The 22,713-nt window shown below is 65.7% G+C and carries 21 protein-coding genes; 7 read left to right on the top strand and 14 right to left on the bottom strand.

All coding sequences use genetic code 11. The annotated features are described in order from the left end of the window. The first annotated feature begins 66 nt into the window (after positions 1–66). Positions 67–1,263 (top strand): M20 aminoacylase family protein, encoded by a 1,197-nt coding sequence (locus ACUDP5_RS04075; RefSeq protein ID WP_263913857.1) that lies wholly within the window; start codon positions 67–69, stop codon positions 1,261–1,263. A 20-nt stretch (positions 1,264–1,283) separates the two neighbouring features. Here ACUDP5_RS04075 and ACUDP5_RS04070 read toward each other — a convergent pair whose 3' ends face one another. Further along, positions 1,284–2,180: a LysR family transcriptional regulator gene (locus ACUDP5_RS04070; RefSeq protein WP_263913856.1), complete on the bottom strand. Its 897-nt coding sequence runs from the start codon at positions 2,178–2,180 to the stop codon at positions 1,284–1,286. 148 nt (positions 2,181–2,328) lie between these two features. Here ACUDP5_RS04070 and ACUDP5_RS04065 point away from each other — a divergent pair, with 148 nt between their 5' ends. From ACUDP5_RS04065 to pagP, 4 genes are all read left to right on the top strand, one after another. Next, positions 2,329–3,411, top strand: coding sequence for a YeiH family protein (locus tag ACUDP5_RS04065; protein ID WP_263913855.1), 1,083 nt, complete (start codon positions 2,329–2,331; stop codon positions 3,409–3,411). Positions 3,412–3,508: 97 nt separating this feature from the next. Next, complete coding sequence (locus ACUDP5_RS04060) at positions 3,509–3,919, top strand: acyl-CoA thioesterase (protein WP_263913854.1); 411 nt, start codon at positions 3,509–3,511, stop codon at positions 3,917–3,919. Positions 3,920–3,929: 10 nt separating this feature from the next. Further along, on the top strand, positions 3,930–5,402 hold the full coding sequence (gene mgtE, locus ACUDP5_RS04055; protein ID WP_263913853.1) for a magnesium transporter: 1,473 nt from the start codon (positions 3,930–3,932) through the stop codon (positions 5,400–5,402). A 133-nt stretch (positions 5,403–5,535) separates the two neighbouring features. After that, positions 5,536–6,090 (top strand): lipid IV(A) palmitoyltransferase PagP, encoded by a 555-nt coding sequence (gene pagP, locus ACUDP5_RS04050; RefSeq protein WP_263913852.1) that lies wholly within the window; start codon positions 5,536–5,538, stop codon positions 6,088–6,090. A gap of 71 nt (positions 6,091–6,161) precedes the next feature. Here pagP and ACUDP5_RS04045 read toward each other — a convergent pair whose 3' ends face one another. From ACUDP5_RS04045 to ACUDP5_RS04035, 3 genes are all read right to left on the bottom strand, one after another. Further along, positions 6,162–6,773, bottom strand: coding sequence for a gamma-glutamylcyclotransferase (locus tag ACUDP5_RS04045; protein ID WP_175190696.1), 612 nt, complete (start codon positions 6,771–6,773; stop codon positions 6,162–6,164). Between the two features lie 195 nt (positions 6,774–6,968). After that, positions 6,969–7,427: an Lrp/AsnC family transcriptional regulator gene (locus ACUDP5_RS04040; RefSeq protein WP_025136643.1), complete on the bottom strand. Its 459-nt coding sequence runs from the start codon at positions 7,425–7,427 to the stop codon at positions 6,969–6,971. 84 nt (positions 7,428–7,511) lie between these two features. Beyond that, the gene (locus ACUDP5_RS04035; RefSeq protein ID WP_445658196.1) at positions 7,512–8,291 is read right to left on the bottom strand and encodes an SDR family oxidoreductase; all 780 of its coding nucleotides are present in this window, start codon (positions 8,289–8,291) and stop codon (positions 7,512–7,514) included. Between the two features lie 164 nt (positions 8,292–8,455). Between ACUDP5_RS04035 and ACUDP5_RS04030 the strand changes: the two genes are divergently transcribed. Next, entirely contained in the window at positions 8,456–8,992 is a 537-nt protein-coding gene (locus ACUDP5_RS04030; RefSeq protein ID WP_445658195.1) for a cysteine dioxygenase family protein, read from the top strand. Between the two features lie 99 nt (positions 8,993–9,091). Here ACUDP5_RS04030 and ACUDP5_RS04025 read toward each other — a convergent pair whose 3' ends face one another. From ACUDP5_RS04025 to ACUDP5_RS04000, 6 genes are all read right to left on the bottom strand, one after another. Beyond that, entirely contained in the window at positions 9,092–10,786 is a 1,695-nt protein-coding gene (locus tag ACUDP5_RS04025) for a thiamine pyrophosphate-binding protein (RefSeq protein ID WP_445658194.1), read from the bottom strand. Positions 10,787–10,844: 58 nt separating this feature from the next. Next, positions 10,845–11,837: a tripartite tricarboxylate transporter substrate binding protein gene (locus ACUDP5_RS04020; RefSeq protein ID WP_445658193.1), complete on the bottom strand. Its 993-nt coding sequence runs from the start codon at positions 11,835–11,837 to the stop codon at positions 10,845–10,847. Further along, positions 11,834–12,577: a GntR family transcriptional regulator gene (locus ACUDP5_RS04015; protein WP_263913847.1), complete on the bottom strand. Its 744-nt coding sequence runs from the start codon at positions 12,575–12,577 to the stop codon at positions 11,834–11,836. The genes ACUDP5_RS04020 and ACUDP5_RS04015 overlap by 4 nt, the downstream gene beginning before the upstream one ends. 181 nt (positions 12,578–12,758) lie before the next feature. Further along, positions 12,759–13,478 (bottom strand): VOC family protein, encoded by a 720-nt coding sequence (locus ACUDP5_RS04010; protein WP_263913846.1) that lies wholly within the window; start codon positions 13,476–13,478, stop codon positions 12,759–12,761. A gap of 13 nt (positions 13,479–13,491) precedes the next feature. Further along, positions 13,492–16,227 (bottom strand): preprotein translocase subunit SecA, encoded by a 2,736-nt coding sequence (secA, locus tag ACUDP5_RS04005; RefSeq protein ID WP_263913845.1) that lies wholly within the window; start codon positions 16,225–16,227, stop codon positions 13,492–13,494. A 177-nt stretch (positions 16,228–16,404) separates the two neighbouring features. Next, positions 16,405–17,388: a M23 family metallopeptidase gene (locus ACUDP5_RS04000; RefSeq protein WP_263913975.1), complete on the bottom strand. Its 984-nt coding sequence runs from the start codon at positions 17,386–17,388 to the stop codon at positions 16,405–16,407. A 127-nt stretch (positions 17,389–17,515) separates the two neighbouring features. Between ACUDP5_RS04000 and ACUDP5_RS03995 the strand changes: the two genes are divergently transcribed. After that, positions 17,516–17,923 carry a flagellar hook-length control protein FliK gene (locus ACUDP5_RS03995; RefSeq protein ID WP_175190689.1) on the top strand — a complete coding sequence of 136 codons (408 nt, stop codon included), beginning with the start codon at positions 17,516–17,518 and terminating at the stop codon, positions 17,921–17,923. A gap of 194 nt (positions 17,924–18,117) precedes the next feature. On the opposite strand, the gene lpxC is transcribed toward ACUDP5_RS03995, so the two are convergent. The 4 genes from lpxC to ACUDP5_RS03975 form a co-directional block, all read right to left on the bottom strand. Further along, entirely contained in the window at positions 18,118–19,041 is a 924-nt protein-coding gene (gene lpxC, locus ACUDP5_RS03990; protein ID WP_025136633.1) for a UDP-3-O-acyl-N-acetylglucosamine deacetylase, read from the bottom strand. A gap of 240 nt (positions 19,042–19,281) precedes the next feature. Next, complete coding sequence (gene ftsZ, locus ACUDP5_RS03985; RefSeq protein WP_025136632.1) at positions 19,282–20,466, bottom strand: cell division protein FtsZ; 1,185 nt, start codon at positions 20,464–20,466, stop codon at positions 19,282–19,284. Positions 20,467–20,656: 190 nt separating this feature from the next. Continuing rightward, the gene (gene ftsA, locus ACUDP5_RS03980; RefSeq protein WP_006217473.1) at positions 20,657–21,883 is read right to left on the bottom strand and encodes a cell division protein FtsA; all 1,227 of its coding nucleotides are present in this window, start codon (positions 21,881–21,883) and stop codon (positions 20,657–20,659) included. 4 nt (positions 21,884–21,887) lie between these two features. Next, entirely contained in the window at positions 21,888–22,712 is an 825-nt protein-coding gene (locus tag ACUDP5_RS03975) for a cell division protein FtsQ/DivIB (protein ID WP_445658192.1), read from the bottom strand. Position 22,713: the final 1 nt, after the last annotated feature.

Below are 22,713 nucleotides of genomic sequence, written 5' to 3'. Positions count from 1 at the left end.
TCCATTAAATTGGCTTTTGATTGATGATAACCTTGTTGCGTTCCCAAATTCCGCTTGATCCCTCCCATGAAACTGCTCGAACCCATCGTCGCCTGGCACCACGACATCTCCCAGATCCGACGCGACATCCACGCCCATCCCGAACTCGCGTTCGAGGAATTCCGCACGGCGGACGTGGTGGCGGCCAAGCTTGAAGAATGGGGCATCGAGATCCACCGGGGCCTGGGCGGCACGGGCGTGGTCGGCATCATCCGCGGCAACCAGCCGGGCGAACGCGCCGTCGGCCTGCGCGCCGACATGGACGCCCTGCCCATGCAGGAAGCCAACACCTTCGACCATGCCAGCAAGCACGAAGGCAAGATGCACGCCTGCGGCCACGACGGCCACACGGCCATGCTGCTGGCGGCCGCGCGCTACCTGTCGCAGCACCGCGATTTCGCCGGCACGGTCTACGTCATCTTCCAGCCCGCCGAAGAAGGCGGTGGCGGCGCCAAGCGCATGATCGACGACGGCCTGTTCACCCGCTTCCCCATGGAGGCCGTGTTCGGCATGCACAACTGGCCCGGCATGAAAGCCGGCCAGTTCGGCGTGACCGCCGGCCCCATCATGGCGTCCAGCAACGAATTCTCGATCGTGATCAAGGGCAAGGGCACCCATGCCGGCATGCCCAACCTGGGCATCGATCCCGTGATGGCTGCCGTGCAGTTGGCGCAGTCGTTGCAGACCATCATCACGCGCAACCGCAATCCGCTGGATGCCGCCGTGCTGAGCATCACGCAGATCCACGCGGGCAGCGCCGACAACGTCGTACCCAACCACGCCGAACTGCGCGGCACCGTGCGCACCTTCACGCTGGACGTGCTTGACCTGATCGAACGCCGTATGGAAGAAATCGCGCGCCACACCTGCGCGGCCATGGACTGCGAAGTTCAGTTCACCTTCCAGCGCAACTACCCGCCCACCATCAACCACCCCGACGAAGCCGCCTTCTGTGCCGACGTCATGCGCGGCATCGTCGGCGACGACATGGTCAACGATCACGTCCAGCCCACCATGGGCGCCGAAGACTTCGCCTTCATGCTGCAGGAATTGCCTGGCGCCTATGTCTGGATCGGCAACGGCACGGGCGACCACCGCGCCGCCGGCCACGGCCTGGGCCCCTGCATGCTGCACAACGGCAGCTACGACTTCAACGACGACCTGCTGCCGCTGGGCGGCACTTACTGGGTGCAACTGGCGCTCAAGCGCCTGGCCAAGGCCTGAGTCCCCGGGGCCGGCCGCGGCTAATTCGCGGCCTGGCCTGCCCCCACCGCCAGGCACATCGCCAGGAAACGCCGGGCCGCGCGGGCCGCTGCATCGGCATGCGGCACCAGGATGCTCAACGTGCGCGTCAGCGGCCGCGGCAGCAGCCGCAAGGCCGCCAGCGCGCCGTCTTCGTGCCGCATCGACATCGCCGACACGAATCCCACGCCCAGGCCGGCGCGCACCGCCTGCTTCACCCCTTCCACCCCCGCCAGTTCCAGGCCGATCGACGGCGCCAGCCCCGCATCCGCGAAAGCGCGTTCGACCAGTCGGCGCACGCCTGAACCCGGCTCGCGCATCACCAGCGCCGACGCCGCCAGGTCACGCAGCGTGACGGCCCCCTTGCCCGCCAGGGCGTGATCGGCCCGCACGATCGCCACCACTTCGTCCTGCCGCCAGGCGTGCACCGCCGTGTCGGCAGGCAGACCGGCCGGCACATCGCCTTCGATGAAAGCCAGGTCCAGCGCCGGCAGGCGTTCAACGATTTCGCGGGTATTGCCATCGGACAGGTGCAGGCTGACCGCCGGAAAGGCATGCCGGAAATCGGCTACCAGCGCCGGCAGCAGGTAACTGGCCGGCGTCGTGCTGGCCCCCAGTCGCAGCGCACCGGTTTCCAGCCCGCGCCAGGATTCGCGCACCGCCTGCGCCTGTCGGTACACCTGACGCAGTTGGCGCGCCTGTTCGGCCAGGCGCTCGCCCGCGTCCGTCAGCGCAATGCCGTGGCCGCTGCGGCGGTACAGCGGCTCGCCGAACCATTCCTGCAGGGCCCGCAACTGGCCGGACACCGCCGGCTGCGACAGATGCAGCGCCTGCGCGGCACGGCTGATGTTGCCGGCATCGGCAACGGCGGCAAAGGTAAGCAGTTGGTCTGGAGTCATGAAGAAGCACCCGATCCCAGGGCAGGCGGCCCGGGTCCGATTAAATATCAGGATTTCCGATATTACATATTCAAAATAAAGATTTTTCAAATAACAGGCCGGAAATTAATATTTCGTCTAGTTATGTAGATATGCCCAAAGGCCCGCCATGAGCTCCGCCACCAGCGCCACCGCCCCTCTCCCCGCCTCCCCGGCCGCCGCCCCTGCGGCAACCGCCACGCCCTGGCGCGACAAGCTCAACGGCGTGCTGTTCGTCGGCCTCATGGCCGCCGCCGTCATGCAGCTGGCGGACCTGCCCGCCATCCGGCAACTGGGTTTCTCGCCGTTGGTCGTCGGCATCGTCTGCGGCATGCTGTACGGCAACTTCCTGCGCGGCACCATGCCGGTCGACTGGGGTGTGGGGGTCAACTTCACCGCGCGCCGCCTCCTGCGCATCGCCGTCGCCTTTTATGGCCTGAACATCAGCATCCAGCAGATCGCCGCCGTCGGCCTGCCCGGCCTGGCCGTATCGGTGGCGGTGGTGGTGGGCACGCTGGTGATCGGCACCCTGGTGGGACAGCGCCTGTTGGGCCTGGACCGCGACACCGCCATGCTGACGGCCGCCGGCAGCGCCATCTGCGGCGCGGCCGCCGTGCTGGCCTTCGAACCCACATTGCGCGCAGCGCCGCACAAAAGCGCCGTGGCCGTCGCCACCGTGGTGCTGTTCGGCACCCTGTCCATGTTCCTGTACCCGGTGCTGTACCACGCCGGCTGGCTTCAGTTCGACACCCAGGCCCTGGGCATCTACATCGGCGGCACCATCCATGAAGTGGCCCAGGTCGTCGGCGCCGCCAGCAACATCGACCCGGCCACCACCGAAGTCGCCACCATCGTCAAGATGACCCGCGTCGCGCTGCTGGTACCCGTGCTGCTGGTGCTGGGCCTGTACCTGCGCAGCGCCGCCAGCCACGCCGGCGGCCAGGCCAAGGGCGCCAAGCTGCCCATCCCCTGGTTCGCGGTCGGCTTCCTGGTCCTGGCCATCATCAATTCGCTCAACATCATCCCGGCCGACGTTGTCGCCGCCATCCGCCGCCTGGACGTCTTCGCCCTGACCATGGCCATGACGGCGCTGGGCATCGAAACCCGCTTCGCCCAGATCCGCAAGGCCGGTCCCCGCGTGATGGCGCTGGGCCTGATCCTGTACGCCTGGCTGCTGGTGGGCGGCTACGGCATCGTCAAGCTGGCTTCGTGATCCGGCGATAAACCGCTGCGGCAGGCCCCCGGCACGCGCCCGGGGGCCACGTTTTTCCTGCATAATCGGCTGGTTGCCTTGCATTGGAGCCGGCCGCATGACCTCCAGCACCAAAACCCCCTTCACGACTTTGCCCGCCGATCGCGACGCGGTATTGCGCGTCATGCCGATGCCGGCGGACGCCAATATCCACGGGGATGTTTTCGGCGGCTGGATCATGTCCCAGGTCGACATCGCGGGGTCCATCCCCGCGGCCCGCCGCGCGGCCGGCCGTGTAGCCACCGTCGCCGTCAACGCCTTCCAGTTCAAGCAGCCCGTCTTCGTGGGCGACCTGCTCAGTTTCTACGCCGCGGTCATCAAGACCGGCAAGACGTCCGTCACGGTATCGGTCGAGGTCTACGCCGAACGCCAACGGCTGGATGCCGAAGTCGTCAAGGTCACCGAAGCCACACTGACCTACGTGGCCACCGACGAAGCGCGGCGCAGCCGCCCCCTCCCCATTCTTTGAGCCGTAACGCATGACGCAGTCCGCCGCCGCGCAGAAACCGCCTGCGACGCCCCGTCGCCTCGACCCGGAAGACGCGCAACACGCCCTGGCGGAAGTCCAGGAACGTCTGCGCCGCCAGCAATTGGTTGCCGACCTGGTCCATCGCCAGGAAGAAGGCGATGCCAAGGCCACCCTGGTCGAAGACCTGGTGCATCGCCAGCACGAAGCCGAACTCAAGACCCTGCTCGACGGCCTGCATCCGGCGGATATCGCCTTCATCCTGGAATCGCTGCCCAAGGATGAACGCCAGGCCATCTGGAAGCTGGTCAGCCCCGAGCACGATGCAGACGTGCTGCTCGAAGTCGAAGACTGGGTGCGCGAATCGCTGATCGAAGCGATGGACCGCCAGGACCTGGTGGCCGCCACCGGCAACATGGACGCCGACGAGCTGGCCGACCTGGCGCCCGACCTGCCGCCCGACGTCGTCGCCGAAGTCCAGAAAGGCCTGACCGAAGAAGAGCGTGCGCAACTGCTGGAAGCCATGGGCTATCCGGAAGACAGCGTCGGCGCCATCATGGACTTCGAAATGGTCCGCGTGCGCGAAGACGTCACGCTTGAAGTCGTGCTGCGCTACCTGCGCCGCCTGCACGAACTGCCCGACCACACCGACCAGATCTTCGTGGTCGACCGGCAAGACAAGCTGCAAGGCATCCTGCCCCTGTCGCGCCTCTTGGTCAGCGAGCCCGAAACCGAAGTGCGCGCGGTCATGAATTCGGACTTCCTGGCGCTCAACCCGCTCGATTCCGACGCCGATGCCGCCGGCGCCTTCGAACGTTACGACCTGGTGTCCGCCCCCGTCATGGACGACCAGGGTCGCCTGATCGGCCGCGTCACCATCGCCGACGTCGTCGACGTGATGCGCGAAGACTCGCAAGAACAGGCCCTGTCACGTGCCGGTCTGCAAGAAGAAGACATCTTCGCGCCGGTCAGCACCGCGCTGCGCAACCGCGCGCCCTGGCTGCTGTTCAACCTCTGTACCGCGGCCACGGCGTCGTTCGTGGCATCGCAATTCGAAGGCACGGTCAGCCAGATCGTCATCCTGGCGTTCCTGATGTCCATCGTTGCCGGCATCGGCGGCAACTCGGGCAACCAGACCATGACGCTGATCATCCGCGCGCTGGCCATGGGCCGCATCACCGGGCGCAACCTGTGGCAACTGGTCAAGCGCGAGCTCTTCGTGACCCTGATGGTGGGGCTGTGCGGCAGCCTGGTGGCCGCCTTGTTCGCCTGGGCCATCTCGCATTCGCTGTCGATTGCCCTGGTCATGATGGCCGCCATGATCTGCAACATGCTGGTCGGCGCGTCCGTCGGCGTGCTGGTGCCCATGCTGCGGGCCCGCTTCGGCAAGGACCCCGCCATGGGCTCGTCGGTGCTGCTCACCTTCGCGACGGACTCGCTCGGCTTTTTCATCTTCCTGGGGCTGGCGACCATTTTCCTGCTGTAGCGCGTCCGCAACGGACGCGTGCATCAGTGTTTCATCGGATGTCATCAGCGGCCAGGTGACAGCTAAGTGACAGTCAATGTGAAAGGCGCTCCGTTACAGTAACGGAATTGTCATTCCATTCATTGCTCCACCCATGACCGCCAGACTCCGGGCAGCGCTGTTTTGCCTGCTGCTCTCGACTTTCAGCGCCGCCGCGCACGCCTGTGACAACCTGCCTTCCTGGGCGCAGTCCGCCTGCAACCGGATCGACCAGATCTGGACGGAAGGCGGCAACGACCTCTATTTCAGTGGCTATGCGTGGCACAACCGCGCGATGTACAGCCGCGACAAGATCAACAGCTTCAACGAATTGGCCTGGGGCGGCGGCTACGGCCGCAGCATCTACGACGAAGACGGCGACTGGCAGGGCCTGTACGCCATGGCGTTCCTGGATTCGCACAGCAAGGTGGAACCCATCGCCGGCTACGGGTTCCTGAAGATCGGCCGCGTGAGCGAGAACTTCCGCCTGGGCGCCGGCTACACGGTGTTCCTGACGGCACGCCACGACATCATGAGCTACGTGCCATTTCCCGGCGTGCTGCCGCTGGTCTCGGCCGGCTACAAGGACACCATGCTGTACGCCACGTACATTCCCGGTTCGCGCGGCGCGGGTAACGTGCTGTTCATGTTCGGCCGCTGGGCGTTCTGACGCGGCCACGCCACAGGATAGCGTCTGATATTTACGGGGCCGAAAGGCCCCGTTCGTCTGTCGGCGCCGCCTCAGCAGGGCTGAAGGCCCAGCCTGCGCACCAGCTCACCCAGGCGCCAGTCATCGATCCCGTGGGCCCGCAAGGCCCTCTCGGTTTCCACCACGTAGTCCAGGCAAGGCCCGGAATGCCCCACCGCATTGCGCACCGAGGCCAGCAGGCGATCATCGGACAGGTCGGCGGCGTATTCCTGGCAGGCGCGGTTCAGCAGGAACACCAGGCCCCGCACCGGCGCTTGCTCGGTATGGCAGGCCAGCCAACGCGGGGTATAGGCGCCGGTGACCATCTCGCGGCGCCACAGCGCCTGGAACACGGCCGGCACATCGCTCGCGGCAATCAGGAAGGCCACGCCGCGGCAACAGCCGCCGCGGTCCAGGCCGAACACCAATCCGGGATTGTCAGGGGAACCACGATGGTCATGCGACCACAGGCACAGAGACCGGTGGTAGCCACGCACCGTCGCCAGACGACGCTCGCGCCAGGCAAAACCGGGATGCCATATCAGGGAACCGTAGGCGAACACCCACAGGTCGTCGGTGCCGTTCCATCCAGCCAAAAGCTCGTCTACCGACGCGGGTTGCGTCTTCGCCAATCCGGCGCAGCCGGTGGGTACTGCCAACGACATAGGGTCCTCTGATATCCCGGTTCATTCCATAGCAGGAATGACGGATATGCTACGCCGCCTGCCGCGCAAAAGAATTGCGAGATTGCCGTCTCGCAACACCCCGAAAGAAATTTGTATTCCCGGGAAGGGGCGGCAAGAGAAAAAAATTGCGCGCCCAAGATCCCGACCGGGCGCCAGGGGGGCCCGCCCCGGGCGCTAGACGGCGTCCAGCGGCAGTTCGGTGGTGCTTTTGATGACTTCCATCGAAAAGCTGGCGCTGACGTCCAGCAGATCCACCGCCGCGATCAGGCGACGGTAGAACCGGTCATAGGCCGCCATGTCTTCGACCACCACCTTGAGCAGGTAATCGATGTCGCCCGCCATGCGGTGAAATTCCACCACATTGGGCAGCGCCATGACCGCGTTGATCAGGCTCTGCGTCCATTTCTCGTTGTGCTGGCTGGTCTTGATGGACACGAAAACCGTCAGGTTCAAGCCCAGCGCGCGCGGGTCCAGCAGGATGGCGTTGCGCGCGATGACACCGTCGTCCTTGAGCTTCTGGATGCGGCGCCAGCATGGCGTGACGGACAGATTGACCTGCTCGGCGATTTCGGCAACCGAGCAGGTGGCGTCCTTCTGCAGCAACGCCAAGATCTTGATGTCCGTCTGGTCCATGGGGTTTCCTCAAGCAATGTCGGCCCAATCTTGCCCTGTCGACCTGCGCCCGTCCAGCCGTGGAACACCCTTGCCCGCAAGCGGTCAGTAGGTCCCGGGGTAGCCGCCGCCGTCCAGCAGGATGTTCTGCGCCGTCATGTAGCTGGCCTGCGCCGAGCAGACGTAGGCGCACAACGCCCCCAGTTCTTCGGGCTGGCCATAGCGGCCGGCGGGGCTGGCGCGGCCGCGCTCGTCCCACAGTTGCTCGAACGTCTTGCCCGTCTGTTCCAGCATGCCTCGAATGTGGCGGGCCTGCGCATCGGTGGCAAAGGCGCCGGGCAGCAGGTTGTTGATGGTCACGTTGTGGCGCACGGTCTGGCGCGCCAGGCCGCTGACAAAGCCGATCAGGCCGGCCCGGGCGCCGTTGGACAGTCCCAGCTCGGCGTGCGGCGCCTTGACGCTGCGAGACACGATATTGACGATCCGCCCGAAACGCCGCTCGATCATGCCGTCCACCACCCGGCGGATCATGTCGATGGGGCCCAGCATCATCGAATCCAGCGCCGCGATCCAGTCCTCGTGGCTCCAGTCACGGAAGTCGCCGGGCATCGGGCCATCGGCATTATTGATGAGAATGTCCGGATGCGGACACGCGGCCAGCGCGGCCTCGCGCCCCGCCTCCAGCGTCAGGTCGGCGGACACCCAGCCCACCCCGACGCCCGTCTCGCGGGAAATTTCGGCTGCGGCTGCCTCCAGCGTCTTGGGATTGCGGGCCGCGATCGTGACCGCCACGCCCTCACGCGCCAATTGCAGGGCGCACGCGCGGCCCATGCCGCGGCTGCCGCCGAACACCAATGCGGTCTTGCCGCTGATACCCAGATCCATGCCTGACTCCCCAGAGTTGTGCCAAGAAGCGGATCAGTATAGGAGCGCCGGCCGGCCGCCGGGATGGAATTTTTTTCTAATCTTGCATGGCCGGCAGCCGAATTTGGCAAAGGCATTCCCGCCCGAATCCCTATGATGAAGGCTTGTCATTCAGGCGCATCCCCATGCCATCCGTCCACCTTGCCACCGCTGACCTGCGTGCGCTGTGCGAATCGGTGCAGGCCGCCCAGATGAACGCGGCCCGCTCCCTGCTGCGCGACCTGGCCGCCAGCGTCGCCAATGCCGGCGACATGCTGCAGGCCCTGCCCGCCGACCTGCGCGCCGGCCGCCCCGACACCTACACCCGCCACATCGCCTACGCCGACCCGCTGGGCGCCTTCACGGTGGCCTACCTGATCTGGCGCCCGGGCCAATTCAGCCCGGTGCATGGCCACAAGACCTGGTGCACCTACCAGGTCCTGCAGGGCGAATTGACTGAAACCCACTACCGCTGGGATGCCCAGGCCGATGCCGCCATCGCCTGCGGCGAAGTCCGCCGCCGACCCGGCGACATCGTCACCGCCAGCCAGGGGCTGCAGCAGATTCACCGGCTGGGCAATGCCGGCCCGGACGTCGCGGTGTCGCTGCACATCTATGGCGTGGCCCAGGCCGACCTGTGCACCGGCGTCAACCACCTGGTCGCCACGCCCGCCCCGCACTGAGCAAGTGCGGCAAGGACAGGCCGCCAATCCCGGGGCAGAATACGCTGGCCGGGGGCCAAAAAAACGGGGCCCGCGGGCCCCGTTGCTGCAGCGAGGGCCTCAACCCATCCACTGGCTGACTGGCGCCGCCGCATCCTGCAGCGGCTGCGCCACCACGTCGATCAGCGCCGGGCCATCGTGTTCCATCGCCGCCTTGATCGCTGCGTCCAGCTTGGCCGGATCTTCCACCCGCCAGGCCTTCACGCCGTAGGCCTCGGCGATGCGGGCGTGGTCGGTGCGATCGAAGTCCACGCTGTAATAGCGCTGGTCGTAACCGGCCTTCTGGCTGGCCTTGATCCAGCCATAGACCGAATTCGAAAACACGATCATCAGCAGCGGCGCCTTGTGGCGCACGATGGTTTCCAACTCGCCGACCGTGAAGCCGAAGCTGCCGTCGCCCATCACGGACACGCACTTGGACTGCGGCCGGCCCACCCAGGCGCCCAAGGCCGCCGACATCGAGAAGCCCAGCGCGCCATGCGCACGGTTGGTGATGAAATGGCGGCCGGGGCGCGAGACGTCGTAATAGGCCGAAAAATACGGGCAGGGGGTGCCCGGGTCTGCGCATACCACCGCGTCATCGGGCAACAGACGATTCAGCGACTGCACTACGCGCTCCGGACGAATCGGCGTATCCAGGCTGGCAGCCAGCGGCTCCAGTTGTGCCCGGCGCGCGGCCTTGGCGCGACCGGCCAGCACGGCGCCATCCACGGCATCGGACGGTCGATGCGCGCGGCGCGCCTGCACCTCGGCGCCCAGCGCCTCCAGCGCCAGCTTGGCATCGCCCACCAGGCCGACCTCGGTCAGGTAGTTGGCGCCGATCACCATCGGATCGATATCGATGTGCAGGATCGGCACGTCGCGGTTCGGGAAGCGCCAGTGTTCGGTCGACGTCGAGCCCGCGCGGCAGCCGACGAACAGCACCACGTCGGCCGCAGCCACCACGTCGCGCGTCGCCATCACGCCGCCGTTGGAACCCACCACGCCCGCGTTCAGCGGATGCGTGTCGGCCAGGCTGCCCTGACCGCTGACGGTCACGCAGACCGCGGCTTTCAGGGTTTCGGCCAGTTCCTGCAAGGCACCGCTGGCGCCGGCGATCACCACGCCGCCACCGCAGATGATCACGGGCGAGCGCGCCCCCACCAGCCGCTGCGCGGCGCGCGCCACATCGGCGGGGTCCGGCGCAAAGCGCAGCGACGGAAAGCGCGCGTGCTCGGGCTGTGCCCACACGTCGGCCGCGTCCACTTGCTGCTTCATGACGTCATACGGAAAGCACAGGTGCGCCGAGCCGGGCTTGCCGGTCGTCATGGCGCGGAACGCGGCGCGCACCATGCCGGGAATCTGGTCCGCGCGGTCGATCGTGCGGTTCCATTTCGTCAGTGGCCGGTACAGGGCTTCCTGGTCCAGTTCGGTCAACGGGTACTTGCCGCGCGAGCCCACCGCCACATCGGACGTGATGCCCAGCACCGGAATGGACGACTCGTTGGCCTCCACCAAGCCCGGCAACAAATAGGTCGCGCCGCCGCCGCTCGGGCCTTCGCAGACGCCGACCTTGCCGGTCACGCGCGCATAGGCGTCGGCCATGTAGCCGGCACTGCGCTCGTCGCGGGTCAGCACGTGCTGCATGCCATGGTCCAGGCGATAGAGCGCGTCGTAGAACGGCAGACTGGTGTCGCCGCACAGGCCGAAAATATGTTTGACGCCGTTGTGTTGCAGCATCCGCACCATTGCTTCGGCGCCGGTCAAGGTATCCATGTCTTCTCCACGCGATGCGCGGGACGGGCGGAACGCCGGGCGTCCCGCCGCGCTCCGCTCAGTTATCCAGGTTGATGTTGCTGCTCTTGATGAATTTGCTCCAGCGGTCGTATTCCGCCTTCACATAGGCATCCAGGGCCGGGCCGTTGGACGCCACGATCTCGAAGCCCGCTTCCTGCAGCTTCTTTTTCACGTCGGGGTCGGCCAGCACCGTGTTGAATGCCTGGGTCAGCTTCTTGATGGTGGCGTCGGGCGTGCCCTTGGGCGCGAACATGCCGCTCCAGGAATACGCGACGAAGCCGGGAAATCCGGACTCGGCCACGGTCGGCACATTGGGCAGGTCGGGCAGGCGCTTCTCGCCGGCCACGGCCAAGGGTTTGATCTTGCCCGCCTGGATCTGGCCACGCAGCGCCGCGAAACTCAGCCAGGTCATGTTGGCCTGTCCGCCCACCACCGCCTGGATGGCCGGTCCGCCGCCGCCGTACGGCACGTGCAGCAGGTCGACCTTGGACAGGCGCTTGAGTTCTTCGGGCGCCAGGTGGTTCAACGAACCGACGCCGGTGGACGCGTAGTTGAATTTGTTGGGCGGCTGCTTGGCGGCCGCCGCCAGGAATTCCTTCAGGTTGTCGCCCGGCACGCCCGGGTTGGCGCCCAGCACCAGCGGAAAGCGCACGGTCTGGGTGATGGCGACGAAGTCCTTGAAGGTGTCATACGGCAGCTTGGGCTTCACGGCGGGGTTGATGCCGTGGTTGTCGAAGCTGACCAGCAGCGTACTGCCGTCGGGTTCCGCCCGCGCCACGAATGCGGTCGCGATCTGGCTGGCCGCCCCGGGGCGGTTTTCCACCACCACCGCGCGGCCGCCCAGCTCCTGCGACAGACGCGGCTGCAGGATGCGGGCCAGGATGTCGGTGCTGCCCCCCGGCGGATACGGCACCACCAGGATCAGCGGTTTTTCGTCCGCTGCCCGCGCGGGCGCGGCCGCCAGGCCGCCTCCCAGCGCGGCCAGCGCGCAGACGGCCGCCAAGGCGCGCCGGATCGTTGTGTAGGTCATGTTCTTTCCCCTGATGTTGTGGTGTTGGCCGGCGCTGCCGCGGCGGGTTCGGCCTGGTCCCGCATGTAAATCGTGGAAAAACCGGTGCGGATGACATCCGTGATCTGGTCCAGGCGGCGCCCGATGTGGCTGCGCATCATGTCCGGCAACGCGTCCACGTCGCGCCGCTCCAGCGCCTGGACGATGCGCATGTGCTCGCCCTGGGTATGGCTGCGGCGCCCCTGCTGCATGTCGATCCAGCGCACGAAATGGATACGCGCATTGACGCTTTCCAGCGCCCGCACGAATTCCTCGTTGCGCGTCAGGCGCGCCAGCGTCAGGTGAAAGGCTTCGTCCAGCGCCAGCAGCCGGGTGGCCTCGCTGTCTTCAGGCTCGTCGCGCGACCGCTCCACGAACGCCCTGAGTTCGGCCAGTTCTACATCGGTCGCGCGCTCGCAAGCTGCGCGCACGATCCCTGCCTCGAGCACCGCGCGATACTCGTAAAGGCTGTGGATCTGCTTGGCGTCCAGCAAGCGGGCGATGAAGCCGCGATTCACCGACCGTGTCAGAAACCCCTCGACCATCAGCTGGTTCAGCACTTCGCGCAGCGGCGTGCGGCTCACGTTCAGGCGCCGGGCCAGCTCCACTTCATTGATGCGCTCGCCCGGCTTGAACTCGAAGCTCACTGCCATCGCCTTGACGGCGTTGTACAGCTCGGTCTGTCCGGCCGAGGTGCGGGCTGCGGGTCGGGATTGCGTCATCGGAAGGGTCGGCCGCCAGGGCGCTCCAAGCAGGGATGAAGTGCATACTAAAGTGCATACACTTTGCCCCGCAACCCGGGTTTGCCCGGAAAGCGAGCACGAGCAATCCGCCCCCCTTTTACAGGGCAATGCGCAGGAAATGGGAAAAACAGAAGCGCGGCCGAGTGGCCGCGCCTGGGGCTCAAAGACCGGTATCGAGCGTGTAGTGCGCGCCGTCGCGGTTTTCCAGCGTCAGCGTGGACAAGGTCGGCACGGTTGCCGACGGGTCTTCCTGCACGTGGATGCGCAGGTTGGCCAGCGGCACATCCCAGCCCCCTGCGGCGGCTTCGGCTTTCACGCCGGCCACCAGGGCCAGGCGCTCAGCCACCTGGCGCGCCTGGGCAGCCCGTGCATCGATGCGCGTCAGGCTGCGGGCGCCATTGGGGTGCGCCATGAGTTCAGGCGACCACACGCACTCTGGTGTCAGATGGCGGCAGAAATACATGCGGATGCCGGGCAGCGGCTGCTCGGCGAAGCGCACGGTATGGAAACGAGCCTGCACTTCCTGGCCATCCAGCATGGCCGGCCGGCTCAATTCCTGCATGGGATTGACCGCGAAGCCGGCGGCGAGCAGGCGCTCGCGCGTGGCTTGGGCGTCATAGGTGCGAAACACCAGCGCTTCCAGCCCGAACGGAGAATCGGCGATTTCCTTGCGGGCTGGCGGCGCGCCGGGCGGCCAGCCCAGCAATTCGACGTAGGTGCCTTCCAGCACGATCAGGCGATTGCACGACCCCAGGTTGTGCACCGCCTTCTCGCTCAGGTGAAAGCCCTGCCGCTCGAAGTGCGGCGCCAGCGCATCCAGCCGGTCGCGCACCATGACCACGGCATGGTCGAATTCGGTGTGGCCGACGGAATGCAGCATGGCGTCTATCCGGTCAGACCAGCTTGCCGTGGCACTGCTTGTACTTCTTGCCACTGCCGCAAGGGCACGGATCGTTGCGGCCCACCTTGGGCAGCACGTTGCGTTGCGGCTGCGCGCCCTCTTCCGTGGCCGACTGGGCCAGGGCCTCGTCGTAGTCGGAGTGGTGATACTGCACGTTCTGCACGTGCGGCTGGGCCGCTTCGGCTTCAGCCTGCTCGACCTGCTCGGAAGACTGCACGCGCACCGTCATCAGCACGCGCACCACGTCGTCACGAATGCGATCCAGCATGCCCGAGAACAGTTCGAAGGCTTCGCGCTTGTATTCCTGCTTGGGGTTCTTCTGGGCGTAGCCGCGCAGGTGGATACCCTGGCGCAGGTAGTCCAGCGCCGACAGATGCTCGCGCCAGTGCGTGTCGATCGCTTGCAGCATGATCGAACGTTCGAACTGCGACCACGATTCCGCGCCCACCTGCTCGACCTTGGCCCGGTAGATGTCGCGGGCCGCCGCGACCACGCGCTCGCGCAGGTCTTCGTCGGTCAGGGTGGCTTCCTTTTCGAGCATCTCGACCAGCGGCAGACGGATCTGCCAGTCGGCTTCCAGCGCCTTTTGCAGGGCCGGGATGTCCCACTGCTCTTCCACCGATTCCGGCGGCACATAGGTGTTGAACAGCTCGGTCACCGCGGCATCGCGCAGGTTTTCGACCGTGGCGCCGACGCTGGCAGCTTCCAGCACGTCGTTGCGCTGCGAATACAGCACCTTGCGCTGGTCGTTGGCGACGTCGTCGTATTCCAGCAATTGCTTGCGGATGTCGAAGTTGCGGCCTTCCACCTTGCGCTGCGCGGTTTCGATCGAACGGGTCACCATGCCTGCCTCGATGGGCTCGCCCTCGGGCAGCTTCAGGCGTTCCATGATGGCGCGCACGCGGTCGCCCGCGAAGATGCGCATCAGCGAATCTTCCAGCGACAGGTAGAAACGCGACGAGCCCGGGTCGCCCTGGCGGCCGGCACGGCCACGCAGCTGGTTGTCGATACGGCGCGATTCGTGGCGCTCGGTGCCGATGATGCGCAGGCCGCCGGCGGCCTTCACTTGCTCGTTCAGCGGCTTCCAGTCGGCGCGGATCTTTTCGATGCGCGCGTTCTTTTCGGCTTCGGACAGCGATTCGTCCGCGCGGATCAGGTCGACCTGCTTGTCGACGCTGCCGCCCAGCACGATGTCGGTGCCGCGGCCGGCCATGTTGGTGGCGATGGTAATGTGGCCCGGCTTGCCGGCTTCGGCGACGATCTCGGCTTCACGGGCGTGCTGCTTGGCGTTCAGCACTTCGTGCGGCAGCTTGGCCTTTTTCAGCAGGCCCGACAGCAGCTCGGAGTTTTCGATGCTGGTGGTACCCACCAGCACCGGCTGGCCGCGTTCGTGGCAGTCGCGGATGTCTTCGAGAATGGCGTTGTACTTTTCCGCATCCGTCTTGAAGACCTGGTCGTTCTGGTCTTTGCGGATCATGGGCTTGTTGGTCGGGATGATGACCGTTTCGAGCCCGTAGATTTCCTGGAATTCGTACGCTTCCGTGTCGGCCGTACCCGTCATGCCGGACAGCTTTTCGTACATGCGGAAGTAGTTCTGGAACGTGATGGACGCCAGCGTCTGGTTCTCGTGCTGGATCTTCACGCCTTCCTTGGCCTCGACCGCCTGGTGCAGGCCGTCGGACCAACGGCGCCCCACCATCAGGCGGCCGGTGAATTCGTCGACGATGATGACTTCGCCGTCCTGCACCACGTATTGCTGGTCACGGAAGAACAGCGAATTGGCGCGCAACGCCACCATCAGGTGGTGCATCAGCGCGATGTGGCGCGGGTCGTACAGCGACTCGCCCTCGGGCAGGATGCCCAGGCGCGCCAGGATGCCTTCGGCGTTGACGTGACCGGCTTCCGACAGGTAGACCTGCTGGCTCTTTTCGTCGACCCAGTAGTCGCCTTCGGGTTCCGGTTCCTGCGGCTTGGGCTCGGTGGCCATGCGGGTCAAGAGCGGCGGCACCGCGTTCATGCGGATGTACAGCTCGGTGTGATCTTCGGCCTGGCCCGAAATGATCAAGGGCGTGCGCGCCTCGTCGATCAGGATCGAGTCCACTTCGTCGACGATGGCGTAGAACAGCGCACGCTGGCGCCGGTCTTCAACACGGTATTCCATGTTGTCGCGCAGGTAGTCGAAACCGAATTCGTTATTGGTGCCGTAGGTGATGTCGGCCGCGTAGGCGGCTTTCTTTTCTTCGTTCGGCTGCTGCGGCACCACCACGCCCGTGGACAGGCCCAGGAAGTGATACAGGCGCCCCATCCATTCAGCGTCGCGGCGGGCCAGGTAGTCGTTCACCGTGACCACGTGCACGCCCTTGCGGGCGATCGCGTTCAGGTAGACCGGCAGCGTCGCCATCAGCGTCTTGCCTTCACCCGTGCGCATTTCGGCAATCTTGCCGCTGTGCAGGGCAATGCCGCCCAGCAGCTGCGCATCGAAGTGGCGCATGCCGAAGACCCGCTTGCCGGCTTCGCGCACGACGGCGAAGGCTTCCGGCAGCAGGTCGTCCAGGGAAGTGCCCTGGGCGTGGCGGGAGGTGAACTCCTCGGTCTTGGCCGCCAGCTCCGCATCGGAGAGCGCGGAGATCTTGGGCTCCAGCCCGTTGATCTGGGTTACCAGCTTGCGATACTGCTTAAGCAGCCGGTCGTTGCGGCTACCTATGAGTTTTTTGAGCAGAGAAACCATGCGTATGTCGGCCGCACGAACCACGCCGCGCCCGCAAACAGGCTGAGGGCAGCGTCGCCCGTGACTTGATGTTATTTGGTTGAGCGGGGGTCCGCTGGGAAACGAACCAGTTTAACGCACCTGGAGCGCAATAGCCTGATCCTATGGCCAGGCTGGCACTGTAGCCCGGATCGGGCCTCAGCGCGCGGCGCCGTTGGCGCCGACCTGCGCCACGGCCGGCGGCGCATGTTGCTGCGGCCCGAGGAACAGGCGCGGATCCAGCGGCTGCCCGGCCAGCCGGACCTCGAAGTGCAGGTGCGGGCCGGTGGACCGGCCGGACGAACCGACCCGGGCCACCTGCTGGCCACGTTCGACCAGTTGCCCCTGCTTGACCATCAGGGACGAGGCATGGGCGTAGCGGGTAATCAGGCCATCGCCGTGGTCGATTTCAACCATGTTGCCGTAGCCGGGCTGGAACTTGGCTTCCAGCACCACCCCACCCGAGGCCGCCAGGATCGGCGTGCCCGGCGGTGCGGCGAAATCCAGGCCTTCGTGCATGGCGGAACGCCCCGTCACCGGGTTGCGGCGCCAGCCATAGGACGAACTGAGATAGGGGTAGTCGGTGATCGGCATCGCCGTGGGCATGCGCGCCTGGTCTGCCGAACGCCGCGTCAGCGCGGCATCCAGCAGCTTGAGGTTATCGGTCTGCAGCGCCAGCCGTTCCTGGATTTCGTCCAGCTGGCGGCCCAGCGCTTCGGCCGATGCCGCGCTGGGCGGCGCCCGGTCGGTGAACAGATCGTCCATGACCTGGGTCGCCTCGGGCGCATGGTTCGCATCGGTCGCGGCAGCGGCCAGTTGCTTGGCCACTTCCGGATCGGTATAGGCCACGCCGGCCACCTGGGCCACGCGCTGACCCAGGCCGTCGATGCTGACCAGCTTGGCTTGCAACGCCCCCACCTTGGCAGCCAGGAGGTTCATGTTGCCGCGCAGGAAGTCCGCATCGCGCCCCGGCTGCTCGGACAGCGGCCAACCCACGGTGTGTACGGCGGGCAGGATAGGAGTAATGTACCGTTGAAGCGCGGCGCCAAAGATGGCGGCCGTCATCAACGCGCCCCCCAGAAACAACGCCAATCGCGCGCCTCCCAGGGTGAAATGCCCGTCCTGCCCGTCGCGGGCGTGCATAATCACGATTTTCAAGGTTTGCTTCCTAATTCTTAGAGCCGGGATGAATAGACCCACTTCATACCGTCAACGTTCCAGTTCCAGCCGGCGGAAAGAAAATACCGCCCTGGGATGGCTGGGTCATGACATGCGGGGCGCCGGCGTACTGGCGACCGCCCGCAAGCACTTGCAAATCCAATATGCGGTGGCGGCGATTCTGCCCGCCCCGTTGGGCGCCGTGTGCCAGGTCGGCAAGCTGGAAAACCAGCGCCTTCAACTGGTGGTGCCCAGTGCCGCGCACGCGGCGAAGATGCGTCAACTGGCCCCGCGCATCGCGCAGGCCTTGTCGGACCAAGGCTGGAACCTTAACGAAATTGCCGTCAAGGTACAAGCCGGCCTACCCAAGCCCGGCGCCCGCCAGCCGCTGCCCCCGAAAGAGGCGCAGCCTCTGGGCGATACCGCCCTGGGCGCTTTCGAAGCGCTGCACGACACCCTGCGCCCCGGCCCCCTGGCCGACGCGGTCGCCAAGCTTTTGAAGCACCACAAGAGTAGCTGAGATAGCCTGACTTGTCCGGCACGCAGCCCGCCCGGATACCAAGCGAAACCAAGTTGTCGGACCGGATGATGCCTCGGGAAATACCTGGATGGCATCCGAAGGCGGAGGGGCGGCGGCAGGCGCCATCCCCGGACAGGGCTGGGCATCAGCTGGGGACGGACCCCGACGATGCCGCCCTTAGCGGCGAACCGGCATCAAGCCAGTTGCCATTCGTGCCGAAACGCCTGCGGCGCCGCGGCTTGCGATTCGTAGGTCACCAATTCCCAGGCGTCGCGCTGCGCCAGCAGTGCGCGCGCCAGCTGGTTGTTCAGGCCGTGGCCCGACTTGCAGGCCACATAGCGCGCCACCAGGGGTTTGCCCAGCAGATACAGGTCGCCGATGGCGTCCAGGATCTTGTGCTTCACGAATTCGTCGTCGTAACGCAGGCCGTCGCTGTTCAGCACCCGGTACTCGTCCATGACGATGGCGTTGTCCAGGCTGCCGCCACGGGCCAGGCCCATCGAGCGCAGCGCTTCGACTTCGTTGACGAAGCCGAACGTGCGCGCGCGAGCGATTTCACGCACGTACGAATGGGTGGCGAAATCGATTTCGGCAAAATTGGCGGTCGAGTCGATGGCGGGGTGGCGAAAGTCGATTGAGAAGGCCAGCGCGTACCCTTCATGGGGTTCCAGCCGGGCCCACTTCTCGGTGCGGCCTTCGCCCTCGCGCACTTCCACCGTCTTCAACACGCGGATGAACTGCTTCGGGGCGTTCTGCTCGACGATGCCCGCCGAGCGCAACAGGTAAACAAAGGTGGCCGCACTGCCGTCCATGATGGGGACTTCTTCGGCAGTGAGGTCGATATGCAGGTTGTCTATGCCCAGGCCGGCCAATGCCGACATGAGATGTTCCACCGTGGACACGCGAACATTGCCCTGCTGCAGCACGGATGCCATGCGGGTGTCGCCCACGCCGGTGGCCTGCGCGGGCAGGTCGACGACTTCGGGCAGATCGACGCGATGGAACACGATGCCCGTATTGGGCGCCGCCGGGCGCAGGGTGAGCTCGACCCGCCGTCCGGAGTGGACGCCGACACCAGTCGTGCGGACGAGATTCTGAATGCTGCGCTGTCGGAACATGAGACTAAGGTATTTTGAGCCAGGAAGCCGACAAGTTAAGAAGAGATTGCCGGCGTAACTGACGTATTGTAACTCTGTCCGGTTCCCAACGCCATCAAGGGCGCCTGGACCGACCGATAAAACCGTCCCCTATTCAAGCCGTGCAAGGGAAACACGGGCCGCTCCGCCTCCGGCTTGCCTGCGGGGACAGGCAAGCCGGAGATGAGGGAGTGCATATAGAGCCTGAATCAGGCTCCAGGTTCAATCCGCCTGCTTGCGCAGGAAAGCCGGGATGTCGAAATGATCCATGCCCGAGCTTTCCAGTGCACGCACCTGGGCCGACGCCTGGCTGCGCGGGTTGCGCATGACAGACGGCATGTCCAGATTGCGGTAATCACCCTGACCGGCGGCCGGCATCGTGCCCATGGGCATGTTGTCGGTACCGGTACGCAGCACTTCAGCGGTGCTCTGCACCAGTTGCGGACGCGCCTGCGCACGGCCCAGGCCGGTCGCAACCACGGTCACGCGCAGGTTTTCACCCATCGACTCGTCGTAGGCGGTGCCGAAGATCACGGTGGCGTCGTCCGAAGCGTAGCTGCGGATCGTTTCCATGATTTCGCGCGTTTCGCGCATCTTCAGCGAGCGGCTGGCAGTGATGTTGACCAGCACGCCGCGAGCGCCGTTCAGGTCCACGCCTTCCAGCAGCGGGCAGGCAATGGCGTGCTCGGCGGCGACGCGGGCGCGGTCAGCGCCCGAAGCCGATGCCGTGCCCATCATGGCCTGGCCCTGCTCGCCCATGATCGTCTTGACGTCTTCGAAGTCGACGTTGACGTTACCTTCGACGTTGATGATTTCGGCGATGCCCGCGCACGCGTTGTGCAGGATATCGTCGGCCGAACGGAAGCAGTCTTCCTGCGTCGCGTCCTCGTCCATCAGTTCATAGAGGTTCTCGTTGAGCACCACGATGAGCGAATGCACGTGCTTGGCGAGTTCGGCGATGCCGTCTTCAGCCATCTTCAGGCGCTTGTTGCCTTCGAAGGTGAAGGGCTTGGTCACCACGCCCACCGTCAGAATGCCCAGCTCCTTGGCCACTTCGGCCACGACCGGACCTGCGCCCGTGCCGGTGCCGCCGCCCATGCCGGCGGTGATGAAGACCATGTGCGCGCCGTTCAGGGCGGCACGGATCTCCTCGCGTGCGGTTTCAGCCGACGCGCGGCCTTGCTCGGGCTTGGCGCCCGCGCCCAGGCCCGTGCGGCCCAGACGGATCTGCACCGGGGCGTTGGTCGCCGCCAGTGCCTGCGCATCGGTGTTGGCGCAGATGAAATCCACGCCGTGCACGCCGCTGCGAATCATGTGCGCGACGGCATTGCCGCCCGCACCACCCACACCAACGACCTTGATTACGGTCCCTTTGGTGTTGTTCTCAAGCATCTCAAAGTTCATCATGATGACTCCCTCACAAGTCCGATTTTGCAAATCACAAAAATTCCCCAACAACCTATATTTTGTGAATCGCCTCAAAGCCGAAGCCGACCGGTTTGATCCGCAACGGGTTTGAGACGCCTCCCCTTCTGGCCCGACCCGCGATGCCGCTGCGGATCACGCCAAGGAGCAGGCCCCAACCTGCCCCCCTCTTTCAATTCATGAACCATTCCTTCATGCGCGCCAGCAGGCTCTTGAAATTGCCCGTCTGCGCGGCGACCTTGCGGCCACGCACACGCTGCATGCGCGCTTCCTGCAGCAAGCCCATCACGGTCGAGAAGCGCGGATTGCGCATCACGTCGGCCAGGCTGCCTTCGTATTCGGGTACCGCCACGCGCACCGGCTTGAGGAACACGTCCTCGGCCAGTTCGATCATGCCGGGCAACTGCGCCGAGCCGCCGGTCAGCACCACACCGGAAGCCAGCAGGTCTTCGTAGCCCGAATCGCGCACCACCTGCTGCACCAGCGTGAACAGTTCTTCCACGCGCGGCTCGATGACGGCGCCCAGCGCCTGGCGCTTGACCTGGCGCGGGCCACGGTCGCCCAGGCCCGGCACTTCCACGGACTCGTCCGGGCTGGCCAGCACCTGCTTGGCCACGCCATAGCGCAGCTTGATTTCCTCGGCATCGGGCGTCGGCGTGCGCAGCATGGCCGCGATGTCGTTGGTGATCTGGTCGCCGGCGATCGGCAGCACGGCGGTGTGGCGAATGGCGCCGCCGGTGAAGATGGCGACGTCGGTGGTGCCCCCGCCGATATCCACCAGCACGACGCCCAGTTCTTTCTCGTCAGCGGTCAGCACGGCCAGGCTGGAGGCCAGCGGCTGCAGGATCAGGTCCTGCACTTCCAGGCCGCAGCGGCGCACGCACTTGACGATGTTCTGCGCGGCGCTGACCGCGCCGGTCACGATGTGTACGCGCACTTCCAGGCGCAGGCCGCTCATGCCGATGGGCTCGCGGATGTCTTCCTGGCCGTCGACGATGAATTCCTGCGTCAGCACGTGCAGCACTTGCTGGTCGGTCGGGATGTTCACGGCCTTGGCGGTCTCGATGACGCGAGCGACATCGGTGGCGGTGACTTCCTTGTCCTTGACGGCGACCATGCCGCTGGAGTTGAAGCTGCGGATATGGCTGCCGGCGATGCCGGTGTAGACGTCGCGGATCTTGCAATCTGCCATCAGCTCGGCTTCTTCAAGCGCGCGCTGGATGGAATTCACAGTGGTCTCGATATTGACGACCACGCCCTTGCGCATGCCGCGCGATTCGTGCTGGCCCAGGCCAAGCACTTCGAATCGGCCTTCGGGCAAGATTTCAGCCACCACAGCCACCACCTTGCTGGTGCCGATATCGAGGGCGACGATAAGGTCCTTGATGTCACGGGTCATGGCGTTAGCGTTTCTTGGGAGGTTTCGGTGTGGATTTGGATTTGGTTTCCGACGCGGGCAACGGAGCCAGCGCCAGGGCGAAACCATTGGGATAGCGCAGGTCGGCCTGCGTGATGGTGCGCCCTTCCAGGCGCCCCGACACGGCGGGCCACGCTTGCACAAAGCGTTGAATGCGAGCTGCGAACGGCAGCGCGCCGGGCAGGCCATGCGGATCCGGCGCATCGGCGCCCGGATCGCGGCCCAGGTCCAGCAACATGCCGTTGGACAGCACCACGCGCCAGGCATAGCGCGGACTCAGCTCCAACTGCTTGACGTGCATGTCCAGCGGCGCAAACCAGCGTGCCAATTCGGCGTAGCGCTGCACCACCAGCGATTCGGTGCCCTCGGGCCCGGAGAACTGCGGCAAGACCGTTTCGTCGTCCACCTCGCCCGTGTTGGCCGTGAACGCTTCGCCCCAGGTGTTGATCATCTGGTTTTCGTTCCACAGCGCCAGCGGCTGCTGCTCTTCGATGCGCACGCGCAGCACATTGGGCCAGATGCGGCGCACGGTGGCGTGCCGCACCCAGGGCACCGATTCGAAGATCTCGCGAGCGTCGTCCAGGTCCACCGTGAAGAAGTTGCCCTTGAAGCGTCCGGCGATCGCCGCACGCACCGCCCCCGGCGATACATAGTGCAGCTCGGTGTCCGGCGTGGACTCCAGTTCGATGGCCGACAGCGTGAAATACGGGCGTTGCGCTACCCACACCACGCCCGCGATCAGCACGGCGCAGACCGCCAGCACGGCTAGCGTGTTGGCAATCAGGTTGGTAGTGCGAGCGTCGTTCCACACA

It is taken from the genome of Achromobacter sp. NCFB-sbj8-Ac1-l (assembly GCF_052695805.1).
This window is presented reverse-complemented; position numbering and strand designations above follow the sequence as displayed.